The 14,632-nt window shown below is 61.2% G+C and carries 13 protein-coding genes and 1 pseudogene; 8 read left to right on the top strand and 6 right to left on the bottom strand.

Annotation, left to right across the window (positions count from 1 at the left end; translation table 11 throughout):
* The coding region (locus tag U9R81_RS09030; protein WP_322495157.1) for a DUF4838 domain-containing protein at positions 1–1,439 on the bottom strand (1,439 nt) is incomplete at its 3' end.
* A 156-nt stretch (positions 1,440–1,595) separates the two neighbouring features.
* On the opposite strand from U9R81_RS09030, the gene glgP reads away from it, so the two are divergent.
* From glgP to U9R81_RS09010, 4 genes are all read left to right on the top strand, one after another.
* Entirely contained in the window at positions 1,596–3,746 is a 2,151-nt protein-coding gene (glgP, locus tag U9R81_RS09025; RefSeq protein WP_322495156.1) for an alpha-glucan family phosphorylase, read from the top strand.
* A 74-nt stretch (positions 3,747–3,820) separates the two neighbouring features.
* Positions 3,821–4,588 (top strand): Fe-S cluster assembly protein HesB, encoded by a 768-nt coding sequence (locus U9R81_RS09020; protein ID WP_322495155.1) that lies wholly within the window; start codon positions 3,821–3,823, stop codon positions 4,586–4,588.
* Positions 4,589–4,615: 27 nt separating this feature from the next.
* Entirely contained in the window at positions 4,616–5,782 is a 1,167-nt protein-coding gene (chrA, locus tag U9R81_RS09015) for a chromate efflux transporter (RefSeq protein ID WP_322495154.1), read from the top strand.
* Between the two features lie 437 nt (positions 5,783–6,219).
* Complete coding sequence (locus U9R81_RS09010; protein WP_322495153.1) at positions 6,220–6,435, top strand: DUF2283 domain-containing protein; 216 nt, start codon at positions 6,220–6,222, stop codon at positions 6,433–6,435.
* A gap of 175 nt (positions 6,436–6,610) precedes the next feature.
* Here U9R81_RS09010 and U9R81_RS09005 read toward each other — a convergent pair whose 3' ends face one another.
* Complete coding sequence (locus tag U9R81_RS09005) at positions 6,611–7,450, bottom strand: low molecular weight phosphatase family protein (RefSeq protein ID WP_322495152.1); 840 nt, start codon at positions 7,448–7,450, stop codon at positions 6,611–6,613.
* A 569-nt stretch (positions 7,451–8,019) separates the two neighbouring features.
* Between U9R81_RS09005 and U9R81_RS09000 the strand changes: the two genes are divergently transcribed.
* Positions 8,020–9,156 (top strand): peptidoglycan DD-metalloendopeptidase family protein, encoded by a 1,137-nt coding sequence (locus U9R81_RS09000; RefSeq protein ID WP_322495151.1) that lies wholly within the window; start codon positions 8,020–8,022, stop codon positions 9,154–9,156.
* 339 nt (positions 9,157–9,495) lie between these two features.
* Here the strand turns inward: U9R81_RS09000 and U9R81_RS08995 are convergent, their stop codons facing one another.
* Positions 9,496–10,626: a L,D-transpeptidase gene (locus U9R81_RS08995; RefSeq protein WP_322495150.1), complete on the bottom strand. Its 1,131-nt coding sequence runs from the start codon at positions 10,624–10,626 to the stop codon at positions 9,496–9,498.
* Between the two features lie 133 nt (positions 10,627–10,759).
* Here U9R81_RS08995 and prfB point away from each other — a divergent pair.
* Positions 10,760–11,864, top strand: a protein-coding gene (gene prfB, locus U9R81_RS08990) for a peptide chain release factor 2 (RefSeq protein WP_322495149.1) whose coding sequence is annotated in 2 segments (ribosomal slippage) — positions 10,760–10,828 and positions 10,830–11,864 — 1,104 coding nt in all. Because the reading frame shifts where the segments join, the coding sequence is not laid out codon by codon here.
* The gene (locus U9R81_RS08985; RefSeq protein WP_322495148.1) at positions 11,864–12,373 is read left to right on the top strand and encodes an HIT domain-containing protein; all 510 of its coding nucleotides are present in this window, start codon (positions 11,864–11,866) and stop codon (positions 12,371–12,373) included. Before prfB ends, U9R81_RS08985 begins: the two co-directional genes overlap by 1 nt.
* Here the strand turns inward: U9R81_RS08985 and U9R81_RS08980 are convergent.
* Positions 12,351–12,722, bottom strand: a complete 372-nt coding sequence (locus U9R81_RS08980; RefSeq protein ID WP_322495147.1) for a response regulator — start codon at positions 12,720–12,722, stop codon at positions 12,351–12,353. The genes U9R81_RS08985 and U9R81_RS08980 overlap by 23 nt on opposite strands.
* Positions 12,723–12,858: 136 nt before the next feature.
* Between U9R81_RS08980 and U9R81_RS08975 the strand changes: the two genes are divergently transcribed.
* The gene (locus U9R81_RS08975) at positions 12,859–13,302 is read left to right on the top strand and encodes a thioesterase family protein (protein ID WP_322495146.1); all 444 of its coding nucleotides are present in this window, start codon (positions 12,859–12,861) and stop codon (positions 13,300–13,302) included.
* A 23-nt stretch (positions 13,303–13,325) separates the two neighbouring features.
* Here U9R81_RS08975 and U9R81_RS08970 read toward each other — a convergent pair whose 3' ends face one another.
* Together U9R81_RS08970 and U9R81_RS08965 are read right to left on the bottom strand one after the other, a co-directional pair.
* Positions 13,326–14,321 (bottom strand): bacterial transcriptional activator domain-containing protein, encoded by a 996-nt coding sequence (locus tag U9R81_RS08970; protein WP_322495145.1) that lies wholly within the window; start codon positions 14,319–14,321, stop codon positions 13,326–13,328.
* A gap of 5 nt (positions 14,322–14,326) precedes the next feature.
* Positions 14,327–14,632: pseudogene (locus U9R81_RS08965) on the bottom strand (helicase); the annotation flags it as partial.

Genomic DNA, 14,632 nt, shown 5'->3' with positions numbered 1-14,632 from the left:
GCGTATTCGCCGCGCAGCGCCGCTGACTCGCGCTGCGGTTGCCACGCCAGCGCCGCAAAGCTGTGCGGGTTGGGGCCAACCGCTAGCCATGGCCGGTCGCCAGTTAGCAAAACGTGAACGCCATCAAGCCCCCATTCGCGGTAGGCGCGCAGGTCGGCGGCGATGGTTGGGCCGAGCGGCGGCAAGGCCGATTTGAACAAAATCCCGTCAAGGTAGTATTCAAACACGCTGGCGCCGGCGGGGAAGGCGGCGCGCAAGACAGCGATTTGCCCGGCCAGCGGCCCGTTGACCGGGTTGGCGGTGTCGCCGATACCGGCGGCATACGATCGTTGGCGCGGCGCGATCACTACCTCGACATTAGCTGCCGGCGCGATGAGCTGCGGCGGGGCGAAAGTGTCGTGGTAGGCGAGATAGGCGATGTGAGCAGCGGGGTTGTGTTCGGCCAAGGCTGCCGCTATCGTATTGGCAAGGAGCAGCGACTGGTCAGACGGCGATAAGGCGCGGCATTGCGGGCAGGCGCACCACCCGCCGCCGAGCCGGTCTTCTGGCCAGAGGTGATACACGCTGGCGTTGGGTTCGGCGGCGAACAACCTGCGCGCCCAATCGCGCACCAAGGCTTGGGTGGCTGGATTGGTCGGGCAAGGGTTGCCATCGGCCACCCGCCGGCGACCGTCATAGCGGAAGAGATCAGGTTGTTGGCGGAAGAGCCGGCGTGGCACGGCGTCGCGCAGATGGTGGCCGCCGATTTCGAGCCGCAGGCCACGTTCGGCGATCAGCGACCACAGCCGGGAGCGGCGTTGCTGCCAGTAGCGCCAGCGGCAGGCGCCGAGCGACCTCCCGCTGGCGCCGATGGTATGGATGAAGATGGTGTTGAGCCTCGCCCGCGCCGCCCATGCGATCCACGCTTCGGCCTGCGCGAGAAAGAGGTCGTGCCCGATCACCAAGCCGCGACGGGCGAATGCCGGCTGCTCGGCGACCGTTGCGGCAGGCAAGCGAATCTGGGCACAGCGCGGCACATGCTCATCGGCAGGGCCGGGGCCGACCCAACGCCATCCCAACTCTTCCAGCAAGCTATAGACTGCGTAGAGCAAGCCGCGCGGCCCTTCACCGATCAGCACCAGACCGCGCTCGCCGGTCATGCGCACAAAGCCATCGCCGTCGGGGCCGTGGCGCAACGCAATGCACGGGCCGGCGGCGGCAGCGGTGATTGGCAACACCGGCCCTCCCATCCGTTGGAAGGCGCGGCGCAACTCGTGAGCGGCGAACTGGGCCGTGGGCTGGTCGCTCGCTAACTCGATCGACCAGTGGCTGGTGAGCAGATGGTTCATGCCATGTATTGAGCCGGTGTAAAGGGCTTGGTGTGTACCACGGCTATTATAGCAGTAAGCGGAGTGCATGAGACACGGATCGGGCCGGGCCAGCGAGAAAATTAGTTGCATAGTAGACAAATTCGCCTTCAGCGGCTACAATGCAGGCAAGCCGCCGTTTGCTACGCTCGAATCCGCATGCGATCATGAGAGGCGGTTACACGCAAGATTCTTGTTATCATGCCGGTATCGCCGGCGGTTAGCATCAGATGACGATGTGAGGAAACCATGCTACGGTTTGAACACGAGATCCTGTTCACGCCCTGTCCGGGACGGATTGCTCGGCTCCGTGAGCTTGCCTACAATCTCTGGTGGACGTGGCATCCCGAAGCGCAAGACTTGTACCGCTCGATCGACCCGGAATTATGGGAGCTGGTGTACCACAATCCGGTCGAATTTTTGCGTGACGTGCGCCAGCGCAAGCTTGAGGCGGCGGCGAACGATCCGGCCTATTTGAAGCGGTATGACGCGGTGCTCAAGAGTTTTGACAGCTATATGAGCGCCAAGAAGACGTGGTTTAGCAAACATTACCCGGAATCGAAAGACACGCTGATCGCTTACTTTAGCGCCGAGTTTGGCTTGCACGAGAGTTTGCCAATCTATTCGGGCGGTTTGGGCATCTTGTCGGGCGATCATATCAAAGAGGCCAGCGATATGGGGATTCCGCTGGTCGGCGTTGGCTTCATCTACCCGCAGGGGTACTTCCGGCAGCGCATTGATCAGAGCGGCTGGCAACATGCCGAGTACAACAAGCTCAATTTCGCTGATGTGCCAGCGCTGCCCGCGCTCGATCCCGAAGGTCGCGAGGTGGTGGTTGAGGTCGAGCTGCCCGGTCGCACGATCTACGCCAAGGTCTACAAGTTTCAGGTGGGTCGCACCGAGCTACTCTTGATGGATACTGACATCCACCCGAACAGTCCGCAAGACCGTGAGTTGTCGGCGCGGCTGTACGGCGGCGACCAAGAGATGCGCATCTCGCAAGAGCTGGTGTTGGGGATCGGCGGTGTGCGCGCGTTGCGCCGGCTCGGCTACAAGCCGACCGTTTGGCACATGAACGAAGGCCACTCGGCCTTCCTCGTCCTTGAGCTGTGCCGCGAGCTGGTGGCGCAGGGCTATAGCTTTGAAGAGGCGATGGAGCAGGTCAAGGCCCACTGCGTCTTTACTACCCACACGCCGGTGCCGGCGGGCAACGATGCCTTCCCGCTGCCGATGATCGAGAAGTTCTTCTGGAGCTTCTGGCCGCAGCTTAACCTCACTCGCGATGAGTTTATGAATCTGGCCCTGCAAGAGCAGCACTGGGGGCCGACCTTTGCCATGACGGCGTTGGCGCTGCGCTTTTCGGCCTACCACAACGGGGTGAGCAAGCTGCACGGCCACGTGGCGCGCGGGATGTGGCAGTGGCTCTACCCCGGCCGCGCCCAAGACGAAGTGCCGATCACGTCGATTACCAACGGCGTGCATACGGCGACGTGGCTGGCGCCGGAAATGCGCACGCTCTATAATTCGTACCTCGGCAAGAATTGGGAAGACAACCTCGACGATTCGCAGCTCTGGCGGAAGGTGTACCAGATTCCGAACGAAACCTTCTGGCGTACCCGCCAAAAGCTCAAGAGCGATCTGATCGCGTTCAGCCGCCAGCGCTTGCAACAACACTACATACGGCTCGGCATTCCGGCGCCGGTCTGGCCAGTACTCGAAGAGAACATTCTCACCATCGGTTTTGCGCGCCGGTTTGCAACGTATAAGCGGGCGACGCTGCTCTTCAAAGATATTGAGCGGCTGAAGGCCATTCTCAACCGGCCGGGCAAGCCGGTGCAGATTATCTTTTCCGGCAAGGCCCATCCCCGCGACGACCCCGGCAAGCAGTTCATTCAAGATGTCTACCGGCTGGCGATGCAACCGGGTTTGGCTGGCCGGATCGTCTTCCTCGAAGAGTACGATATGGCGGTCGGGCGGGCGTTGGTGCAGGGGGTCGATGTCTGGCTCAACAATCCGCGCCGGCCGTATGAAGCCAGCGGCACCAGTGGGATGAAGGCGAGCTTGAACGGCGTGCCGAACTGTTCGGTGCTCGATGGCTGGTGGCCGGAAGCGTACAACGGGCGCAATGGGTGGGCGATTGGCGAAGAGCGCGAGTATGCCAATCAGGAAGAGCAGGATTGGAACGATGCCATGTCGCTCTACCACTTGCTGGAGCACGAGATTGTGCCGCGCTATTACGACAACCGTGACGCGAACGGCATTCCGGTGGAGTGGGTGCAGATTTGCAAAGAGGCGATCGCCACGGTAGCGCCAATCTTTAGCACGCGCCGAATGCTGGCCGACTACCTGCGCGACATGTATATGCCGGTAGCGGTGCAAGGCGCTATGCCCACGGTGTAAGCGCGTTGAACCAAGGCACGCAGAGAGTGTGATGAGTACATTATGCTCTCGGCGCGCTTTGGTGTTTGGCAATAATGATGCAGCGGATCATCGACATCTACCACCGGCTGGCGGCCCATTTTGGCCCGTTGCACGGCCCCCAAGCGACGAGCCCGTGGTGGCCAATCGTGAGTGATAACCCTCAGCTTGAGATGGCCATCGGCGCGATACTGGTGCAGCAGACGCGCTGGGAGACAGTGGAAGCGGCGGTGATGCGCATGCACGGCGCCGGTTTGCTTGATCTGGCGGCGCTGGCAGAGGCAGACGCCGGGCAGTTGGCGGCATTGATCTACCCTTGCGCGTTGTACCGGCAAAAGGCGAGCAGTTTGATCGCGCTGGCCCGCGCTATTCAGGCACGGTATGGCGATCTGGCGACGATGCTGAGCCGCCCGACGGTGGCGCTGCGAGCCGAGTTGTTGCAGTTGCCGCGGATCGGGCCAGAGACGGCGGATGTGATTTTGCTCTACGCCGGGCAGCATCCGCTGTTTGTGGTTGATGCCTACACCCGCCGGATCTTTTCCCGCGTCGCGCCAGAGCGGTTGGCGTGGGAGCGGGCGAGCTATGCGCAGGTGCAACAGGCGATTGCCGGCGAACTGCCGGCTGATCCGGTATTGCTGGCCGATTTCCATGCTCAGTTGAACGAGTTGGCCGTGCGTTATTGTCTGGTGCGGCCCCGCTGCGATGGCCCGCCGGCGCGGCGGGTCTATTCACGCCAGCCGGGCCGCAATAGTTTTTTGGATCGCCATGACGGTTGCCCGTTGCGCGCGGTGTGTAAGTGGTATCAAGACGAGGTAGGGGCATAGCACGCTATGCCCCCTACGGGATGGGATATGATGTCGCCGCTAACGGTGTTTTCAGTGTTTTTGCGCTTGGGATTGACCTCGTTCGGCGGGCCGGTGGCGCATTTGGGCTATTTTCGCACCGAGTTTGTCGAGCGGCGGCGGTGGCTGGATGAAGTGGCCTACGCCGATCTGATCGCGCTCTGCCAGTTTCTGCCCGGCCCAGCTAGCAGCCAAGTGGGGATTGCGATGGGGACGATTCGGGCCGGTTTTCTGGGCGGGTTGGCGGCGTGGCTCGGCTTTACGCTGCCGTCAGCATTACTCATGATCGGTGTGGCGTATGGCGTGACGGTATTGGGTGATCCGTCCAGCGGGTGGTTGCGTGGTCTCAAGGTGGTGGTGGTGGCAGTGGTCGCGCAGGCGGTGTGGCAGATGGCCCAGCGCCTTTGCCCGGATCGGTTGCGTGCTACCCTTGCAATTGCGGCGGCGATCATCTTGCTGATCTGGCCGGATGCGCTGGTGCAACTGCTGGTGATCGGGCTAAGCGGGTTGGCCGGGTGGCGGTTGCTGAAGGTTGCCAGCACCAATGGGGCGATCTTCCCCTCACCGGTTACCCCGCGCGCCGGGATTGGCTTCGCGGCCCTCTTTGCCGTGCTGCTCGGCGGATCGCTGCTGGCAACGCTGAGCAATGATGCGACGTTGACGCTGCTAGCCGGCATGGTGCGCAGCGGGTCGCTGGTGTTCGGCGGCGGGCATGTGGTGTTGCCCTTGCTCGAGACGGTGACGGTCGGTAAAGGCTTGATGAACGCCGACACCTTCATTGCCGGCTATGGCGCGGCGCAAGCGGTGCCGGGGCCGTTGTTCACCTTCAGCGCCTACCTTGGCGCGGTGGCAGCAGCGCCTCCCGGCGGATGGCTCGGCGGCACGCTGGCGCTGGTTGCGATCTTTTTGCCGTCGTTTTTGCTAGTGTGGGCAGCCTTGCCGTTCTGGGCCGCATTGCGCGCGCAGCCGGCAGCGCAAGCGGCGCTAGCAGGAATTAACGCAGCGGTGGTGGGAATCTTGCTGGCGGCGTTGTACCAGCCGGTCATCACCAGCGCCATTCGCGGGCCAGTGGATGTGGCGTTGGCGTTGAGCGCATTTGCGGCGCTGCACGTATGGCGAGCGCCGCCATGGGCGGTGGTGGTGGGGTGGGCCGTGATTGGCGGGTTGGTAGGGTGATGTAGGGCCGCACGCCGTGCAGTTGCACAAGGGTGGTGTTATCTAAGTTGGCTAGGTGATTATGTTGTGCAATGATAGTTCTTAGCCTACCTACCCAGTTTATCATTCACTCTAGCTTATGGATAAAGCAGACTCATTGGATCAGCTCTTATTTGAGGTTCTCACTCCACTAGGCTTTCGAGTGCGAGTTACCCGTAATTATTGGTATCACATCGGTACAGAGAAACATCCAGTGATGGCGGGCGTGAGGAAGATGTGAAAGCGGCATTGCGGGATCCATCCGAAGTTCGCCAGAGTAAGAACGATCCAAACGTGTATTTGTTTTACAAACCAGAACGTCTTGGGCGTTGGGTTTGTGCAGTGACAAAACGTTTGAACGGGGATGGGTTTTTAATAACTACATATCCTACTGACGCAATCAAAGAAGGTAAACGCATATGGCCCACGTGAAGGTTTTCTATGATCAGGTCGGTAATACCCTGACCGTCTGGTTTGGCGAGCCGCAAGATGAATATATTTGCGAAGAGACTGGTGATGAAGTGATCCTGATGAAGGATCGCAATGGGCACGTGATCGGGTTTGAGAAGCTGAATGCGCTAGCGCAGCCGTCCAGCCGGTTGCAGGTGGCTTTTGAAACCGTCATTGCGGGATAGTAAGAATCATTCACGCAGTGCATCATTATGGAGCCGCACGGCTGTGCGGTTGTACATCATGTAATAGCCCCCGTAGAGCCGCACGGCCGTGCGGCTCCACATTAGAAGTGTTGGCCGGCGCAGCACCGTGCGTCGTGTGGCCTATCACCGTACCGCCGTACGGCTGTATGCGGGATCAATCCACCCACCGGATAACCTCCGCTACCTCGGTCTGCCCAACCGGCTGGTGAGCGCGTTCGATCGCGGTGCGCAAACGTTTGAGCCGGTCAGCGGCAGGGACAGTGGGTTGGCGCGTGAGCCAGAGATTGATCGCTTCGACGTACAGCGCAGTGAGATCGGTGGGCGCGGCTGCCAGCGGGATGAGTTCGGCCAACGTCGTTTGGATGCGGCCACGCGCTGCCGGCCAATCAATTACGTCGGGCATCGCCTGTATCGCGTCGAGCAGGCGGGTGGCGCGGGTACAGATGGCTTGCCGTTCAGGAGGCGGTTCCGCTGAGGCTAGCGGCGTTGGCGGTGGCGCTGCTACTGGTTCCGGCGGCGCTGGTGCGGTTTCGCCGCTGAGCGTAGCCACAATGCGGGCAAACCCCTCGCGCAGCAACTGTTCCATTTCGCGACTGTAATGTAGCCACGCGCCGACCTGCATCCCGGCGGGATCGGGAATATCTCGCGCCCTTCCGGCCAATTCACCGAGTGAAGCGATTGTCGCTTGCGGGTAACGACTGCGCAGCACGCGGGCAATCCCGCTATCGACGGCAATCAGCACGTTGGCTGCCGCCGCTAGCTCATCGGTCAGCGAGCGGGCGATGTGATCATCGGCGGCGAAGCCAAGCACCGCCAGCGCATCGCGCGCCGCTGGTTGCAACGGGGCGTCATCGTGACCGACAACGCCAGCCGAGGCGATCTGCCACGAGTAGCCACGGGCCTGCGCCATCCGGCGTAGCAGGGCAGCGGCGATCGGCGCTCTCCCGGTGTCGGCAGCGCCGACGATGAGGATGGATTGGGTGGTGGGCGACATAGGTGCGTGATGCGCGTTTTGCTGGTCGCGGTCTTGCCTGCATTGTACCACGGCTAGGGCGGTTGGTTTGAAGACTATCGTACCGCCGCTCCCTCGCAATGACAGCAGGGTCGCCTCGCGCCGCTTTCCGCTGTCATTGTGAGCCGCCGTAGGCGGCGAAGCAATCCCCCGCGAGAGCGGAAGATGTGCGCTCAGGCATCTATACCGCTAAAGGGGGAGCTTGCTTCGGTCGGGCAGCACCCGACTGCGCCGGGTACCGCCGCTCCCTCGCAATGACAGGGGGGCGCCCCATTGCAATGACCAAACCTCGCTTATATCGCATGTTTTGGGCGTTGTTGCGGCGATCTAAACCATTATTTGACCATATCGCCGACTCATGGTATCTTGCCGACGTGCCATGTCGAAGATGATATTGGCAACATTTGTCATATACCTTGCTGTATATGACACAGCGCTCCGCGACAGGACCATGTTCGTCCTGTTCCATCGTCGCACTGCGGTGCGACGACGTGATTCCGTGTTGAATGGCGTTGGCCCCGTGTGTGGCAACGCCCGGAGGGAATATCTGCATGGTGACGCATTCGACGCGCCGCCGTCGCTCTTTGTTCGCGCTCGGCTGGCTGTTCGCCGTAATGCTCTCGCTCGTTGTTCGACCTGTGCCTGTCGCCGCCGCTCCCACCCTCGTCCTCCCCACTCCCCCCGGCGAACCATGGCGCATTATTCAGGGATACGCTTGTGGCACCCATACTGGCTGGGATCGCTACGCGCTCGATTTGGCTCAAGTGAATGGCCCGACCTACAACGCTCCGATTCGGGCGGCTGCCTCCGGTACGCTTTGGCACTGGGAGGCGCGCAGCGGCACGATTATCCTTTCCCACGGCAATAACTTCTTTACGATGTATACCCATCTCAGCCGTCCGGTGACAACCGAGCGCGGTTATGCGTTTGCGGCTGGCGATGTGCTAGGGTATGCGGGTGATCGTGGTTCGCCCGGTATTCCCCATTTGCACTTTGTAGCCTATACTGCTGGCGCGAATGGCTGGAGCGGGCGCCAGTCGGTGACGCTCAAGTTTGCCGAGGGTTACGATTTGCCTGAAATCGGTGGCTGTAATCAGCATGGCGGCAAGGTGTTGACGGCGATGTCACTGCAAGATCCAGCGGTGACGTTTACCAGCGCAGCCCTTCCGTCCGGGTGGTATAACGTCAATCACCAGATCGATTTTAGCGTGGCGTGGGGTGGCGGCGGCCTCAGCCAAGCGTGGGATGCCGAGCCGCCGGCTGATACCCCGATGTTCCCCGGCGCTTACGACGGCTATGCCCGCCTAGCTGATATGGGTGAGGGCTGGCATACGCTCTATGTGCGGGCGTGGGGGCCTGATGGCCGGCAGACGCTGGCGAGCTACGGGCCGGTTGGTTACGACATCTCGCCGCCGGTATTGGTAGCGACACCTCAAACGCTGGCGCTGGCCCGCAATCAAGCGATCACGCTAGTGTGGCCCGCGGCGAGCGACCCGCTGTCGGGAGTGTCCGGCTACCGGCTCTACCTCGGCCCCGATCCGGCGGGTGAGAGCGAGTGGTTTGTGACCGAGCCAAGCGTGACGGCGCCGCTGTTGGATCCCGGCACGTACTGGTTGCGGGTGAAGCCGCTCGATAATGCGGGCAATGTGGGTTCATGGCAGACGGTGATGACCATCGTGGTGGAATAGCCCTCATCCCCGGTCTAACACGGGAGCGGGGCGACCATCGTGTTCGATCGAGCGATTGGCTACGCCAGCCATGCAGCGGCTTCCCCTCTCCCGCGTCAGTATGAGAGGAGGCCAAGGGGACGGGCAACGCCCCTCCCCCGCTGGGGGAGGGGCGAGGGGTGGGGGCCAACCCGAAGCCGCAGCGGGATCACACGCCAAGCCGCCAAGGACGCAGAGCGCGCAACGCGGTTTGGGGAATAGCCACAACGAACCACAAACCTCAGATTTTTGCGCCTTTTGTGGCTTTTCGTGGCTATTCAATCCCCCTCTCTCGCCATGCGGGAGAGGGGTGACGTTTTTCTACCGCCGCACCACTACCGGTGTCCCCACCGGCGCCCATTCGTAGAGCCATGCCGCTGATTTAAGTGGCAGGTTGATGCAGCCGTGGCTACGGCGCACACCAGTGCCAAACTGGTTGTGCCAGTAGGTGCCGTGCAGCGCGACGCCGCCGACGATGTACATTGCGTGGGGGACACGGGGGACGACCCAGCATTCGCCGCCGGCGCAGCCGCGCATAGTCTGTTCGCGCACTTTGGCGTAGATGCTGAAGGAGCCGACCGGCGTGTTAAAGCCATCTCGTCCGGTTGAAACCGGCGCGTCGAAGATGATGCGGTCGCCGTCGAGCGCGTAGAGCCATTGGTCGCTCAGATCGACGATGATCAGTTTGTCACCGGTCGAGCGGATGACCGGTTGGGCAGGTTTGGGAGCCGGTGGTTTCGCTGCCGACGCCGGGGTAGGCGCAGCGGCTGGGGTTGATGCAGGCGGCGCCGCTTGGGGTTGGCCGTTGGCATCAACCGGTAGTGCATTGCCAGCGGCGACCGGGCTCAGATCGATTCCGCGCAGGCGGGCCAGATCGCGGCCAAGGTCGCTGATCCGCACCGCGTTGACCGGATCGGCGGGTCGCGGATCGACTTCGAGCCGAGCCCGTTCAAAGTATTGCACTTGCCGCAACGCGCCGCCAACGTATTCCCAGCGTGGTTCGCTGATCGGCAGACCAAAAACATCGATCGCGCCATGCGCTTCCCAGAAAGCGAGGAAAGGCGGCCCAAGGGTGTAACCGGTCTCGGCGAAGAAACGGCGCGCGGGGGATGCACGCGCGGCTGAAGTGGGGAGCGGGAATGACCGGCCCAACGCAGCGGCGTACTCGGCCCCGACCCTTCCGCGCAGTACAGCGTTGTTATAGGCCGGATGCAGTTCCAGCCTGCCGCGCTCGAAATATTGCACCATCAACTCGCCGTCGCGGAAGGGGGCGCTGATCGGCTGACCAAGCGTGAGCAGCCCTTCGCTCGCCCGCCAGACGCTGAGAAACCCGTAGGTATCATCAAGCCGTTGGCCGGTGGCGACAAAATAGAGCGCGTTGCTCTGCGCGTGTAGCGGTGCTCCCCACAGCGCCAGCATCACTCCGGCTATCAGCACGAGATACCGCATCATTGCACCGCTTTCTTCAGCGTGAATCCTACGCTTATTATACGGCAGACGAAGCTGTGGTACCATAGGGAAAGTAGGAGGGGCATAGCGCTGCTATGCCCGCACGTGATGCGAATCATCCGTCTAAGGAGCGATCATGCTAGCCGAATTGCACGACGAACTCGAAACAGTCCGCGAACGGTTTGCTAATCTGCGGGGGCATCTTTGACTTAGCGGCCAAGCAAGCCGAGATCGAGCAACTCGAAGCCCGCGCTGCCGATCCCGATCTGTGGAATGCGCCACGCACCGCGCAAGAGATTATGCAGCGGTTGACCCGGTTGAAAGAAGAGGTCACGCTGTGGAACGATCTTGAGCGCCGGATCACGAGTCTCGCCGAGCTGATCGAGCTGGCCGAGCTGGAAGGTGACGAGTCGCTGGCTGGTGATCTGGCCGCCGAATTGCGCGCCATTCAGCATGAGGTCGAACAGCGCGAGCTAGAGGTGCTACTCAGCGGCCCGTACGACGATCGCGACGCCTTTCTTTCAATACAGGCCGGGATGGGTGGCACCGATGCCCAAGATTGGGCCGCAATGCTCTTGCGCATGTACACCCGCTGGGCCGAGCGGCGTGGTTATACCGTCAATCTGATTGATCTGAGCGAAGGCGAAGAGGCGGGGATCAAGAGCGCGACGATTGAGATTCGTGGCCCGTATGCCTACGGCTATGCCCGCGCCGAAGCCGGCGTGCATCGCTTGATCCGGCTCTCGCCCTTTAACGCGGCCCATACCCGCCAAACCAGCTTTGCCCGTGTCGAGGTGATGCCGGAAGTGGATGATGCGCCGGAGGTGGAGATCAAGCCGGAAGATCTGCGGATCGATGTCTTTCGTAGTGGCGGCCATGGCGGGCAGGGGGTCAATACGACCGACTCGGCGGTGCGCATTACCCACCTGCCGACCGGGATTGTGGTGACGTGCCAAAACGAGCGCTCGCAGATTCAAAACCGCGAAACGGCGCTGCGCGTCTTGCGCGCCCGCTTGCTCGAACGCGAATTGCAGCGGCAGGCCGAAGAGCGCGCCCGGCTGCGCGGCGAGTATCGCGAGGCGGCGTTCGGCAACCAGATGCGTACCTATTATCTCCACCCCTCGACGCTGGTCAAAGACCATCGCACCGATTATGAGACGAGCAACGTCCAAGCCGTGCTCGATGGTGATATTGATCCGTTTATCGAAGCCTTTTTGCGCGCAAACGTGCAGGAGTCGTGATGGAGATTAAGTATACGCCGTGGCGCATGCGGTATATCAAGCGCGGTGAAACTGAGGAGGGATGCGTGTTCTGCGCGATGGCTGCTGCCAATAGCGCTAGCGATGCTGAACGGTTCGTCCTCTACCGCGGCCAGCACTGCTTTGTGGTGATGAATATTTATCCCTACAACACCGCCCACCTGATGGTGGTGCCGTATCTGCACGTTGCCGATCTTACGATGCTTGATAGTAGGGTTGCCGGGGAATTGTTCACCTTGACGCAACAGTGCGTTGCTATCATACAGGGTGAGTATGCGCCCCACGGCTTTAACCTTGGCATGAATTTGGGGCGTGTGGCCGGCGCTGGGATCGCCGATCATCTGCACATGCATATCGTGCCGCGCTGGAACGGCGACAATAATTTTATGCCCATAATAGGCGGTACGAAACTCATCCCTGAAGCGTTGGAAGAGACATACACGCGGCTGCGCCCGCATTTTGTCGCGCTTAGCTCAACGTCCGCTCAATAAGATCGACCAGATGCGCGACCTCAAACGGCTTCTGGATGATCACGGCGCCTTCGGCCTCAAGATCAGCAAACCACGGCTTGCGGCTGAGCGCCGTCATCAGAATGATAGGAATGCCATCGTCTTGCAAGCGATCTTTGATGCGCTGGAATGTCTCGACGCCGTCCATATTGGGCATCATAATATCGCTCAAGACGAGGCTAGGCGAGAGATTTTCGAGCATGCGCAACCCTTCGAGGCCGTCGCGGGCCAACACCACCTCGTAGCCGGCGTTGCGCAGGGCGAATGACAAAATACTCTGTAGGCCGAGATCATCGTCGATGATGAAGATGGTGCCTTTATTTGCTGACATATCTGTTTCCTTGTCAGTCATGGTTTTGGAATGGGTTGGGATGGACATGAGCAGTTTGGCGTTTATTGTGCGCCATTATACCAGAGAGTAACCGGGTAGATGTTGGAAAATGAAGAGTGATACGAGGAGTAAGAGCATGACTCGTCCGGCGCCGGCAGTGCTTGCCGAATATCCGTTTCATTACCCGATTGAAGTGCGCTTTCGCGATCTTGATGCGCTCGGCCACGTCAACAATTCGGTCTATGCGACCTATCTCGAATCGGCCCGGATCGCTTATTACCAGCGGCTGGTGGGCGGCTCGCTCGACCGGTTAGGCATTATTCTGGCTGAACTGACGATTCGTTACAAAGTGCCGGCCCATTTTGGCGATGAGTTGCTGGTGGGCGTGCGGGTCAGCCGGATTGGCGGCAAGAGTTTTACCATGGATTACGCGATTGCCCGGCTTGGCGATGGCGCGCTGATTGCGACGGCGCAGTCGGTGTTGGTGGCCTACGATTACGCTGCCGGGCGCAGTGTGCCGGTGAGTGATGAGTTTCGCGCTCGCGTCGCTGAGCTGCAGGGTGGGCTAGGCGGATCGTAGCGGCGACGCAGCGCTTCATAGCTCTACTCCGCTAATTCGTGATAGAGTCGTACAACCGGATCGTCGCGTTTGCGGCGCGGGTTGATGCCGGTGGCGGCCAGATAGCGCTGGTAGACGCGCTGCATCTCTACTGGCAAGCCAAGCCGGTGGCTAGCGCGCAAGTACCAGTTCACCACAGCGGCTGCGCGCGGTTCGAGGCTTAAGACGCGCTGGCAATAGTGCAAGCATTGCTGTTCGTTGCCGGCGGCATAGGCATGGGCAGCGAGCCGTTCGCCGGCCAGCACCGTCTTGCTGAGCAGGCTTGCTCGCCGTTCGGCGGCCCACTGCTGCGCGCCGGCAATTCCCTCCATGTACGGCCCGTCGTACAGGTCAAGCGCATATTGGTAGAATGAGAGCGCCGCATCAAGGCCTTGTTCTTCGGCGGTCTTGGCGGCGAGATCGAATGTCCGTTCGAGCAGATTGGCGTCGCTGTGGTAGAGTTCAGTGTTGAGCGCGCAGCGTTGCCGGTCAGTATGCAGCAGGTGTGTCGCGAGATCACTGCCGCCGCAGTGGTGCAGCACTTGCCGTAAGGCGGTCAGGGTGCGGGCAATGCTGCTGGCGCTAGCCGCGCCGCCCCAAATCGCCGCTGTAATCTCGCTGCGCGTTGCTCCGCTGGCGCCGCAATGCACCAGATAGGCAAAGATGCCTTGCACCTTTCGCCCGCCGGCCTTCCCGCCATCGCTTTGTCCCCATTCGTTCGGCTCAATCAGGCGGCTGTTGATAAAGACTTGGAAGTCGCCAAGACAACGCACATAGACGCCACGGAATGGGCGGATCTCGACTCGTAGACCAGTGATTTCACCGATGTTGGTTAAGGCTGTCCGCGCTTGTTCACTCAGCGCCGGATCGTCAAGTAAGCGGCGCAAGTAGGTGAGGGCGCGGTTGCCATAGTGGGTGAGCAGAATCGTCGTGGCTTGTCGGCGCACCAGCGGGTCGGTATGGGTCAAAAGTGGCAGGTACAACGTGACAGGATTGGACATAGCTGCTACTCATCTTGATCAGGCTCCTCTGGCGGGAGACGGCGGACGATGTTGACCGAGGGATCGATGCGTAGTTCACCGTGCTCATCAAACTCAACCAAGAGGATTTCGCGATCGCCGCTGAACATGCTGAAGCGGACTTTCCCGGCTCCATACGGCATACAGATGATCCGGTCGCCGGGCTGGAAGCGCGGTTCGGGCGACGGAGCGCTAGCGGCTGGTTGCGGCGTAGCCGGTACGGCGGGTTCGGCACGAGTGCGGCGTTGGCGCAGACGGGCCAGTATCGCTTCGGCGTCGGGCATCGTTGGCTC

The organism is Chloroflexus sp. (assembly GCF_034435895.1).
Classification (GTDB): domain Bacteria; phylum Chloroflexota; class Chloroflexia; order Chloroflexales; family Chloroflexaceae; genus Chloroflexus.
The sequence above is the reverse complement of the archived record's forward strand: the minus strand, read 5'-3'. Positions and strand labels throughout refer to the sequence as shown.

Excerpts from the sequence above, each read along its gene's own strand:
- U9R81_RS09005 (WP_322495152.1), bottom strand. The coding sequence starts at position 7,450 with ATGTCGCCCACCACCCAATCCATCCTCATCGTCGGCGCTGCCGACACC.
- U9R81_RS08985 (WP_322495148.1), top strand. The coding sequence starts at position 11,864 with ATGGAGATTAAGTATACGCCGTGGCGCATGCGGTATATCAAGCGCGGT.
- chrA (WP_322495154.1), top strand. The coding sequence starts at position 4,616 with ATGATGTCGCCGCTAACGGTGTTTTCAGTGTTTTTGCGCTTGGGATTG.
- U9R81_RS08995 (WP_322495150.1), bottom strand. The coding sequence starts at position 10,626 with ATGATGCGGTATCTCGTGCTGATAGCCGGAGTGATGCTGGCGCTGTGG.
- U9R81_RS09020 (WP_322495155.1), top strand. The coding sequence starts at position 3,821 with ATGATGCAGCGGATCATCGACATCTACCACCGGCTGGCGGCCCATTTT.
- U9R81_RS08970 (WP_322495145.1), bottom strand. The coding sequence starts at position 14,321 with ATGTCCAATCCTGTCACGTTGTACCTGCCACTTTTGACCCATACCGAC.
- U9R81_RS09000 (WP_322495151.1), top strand. The coding sequence starts at position 8,020 with ATGGTGACGCATTCGACGCGCCGCCGTCGCTCTTTGTTCGCGCTCGGC.
- glgP (WP_322495156.1), top strand. The coding sequence starts at position 1,596 with ATGCTACGGTTTGAACACGAGATCCTGTTCACGCCCTGTCCGGGACGG.
- U9R81_RS09010 (WP_322495153.1), top strand. The coding sequence starts at position 6,220 with ATGGCCCACGTGAAGGTTTTCTATGATCAGGTCGGTAATACCCTGACC.
- U9R81_RS08975 (WP_322495146.1), top strand. The coding sequence starts at position 12,859 with ATGACTCGTCCGGCGCCGGCAGTGCTTGCCGAATATCCGTTTCATTAC.
- U9R81_RS08980 (WP_322495147.1), bottom strand. The coding sequence starts at position 12,722 with ATGTCAGCAAATAAAGGCACCATCTTCATCATCGACGATGATCTCGGC.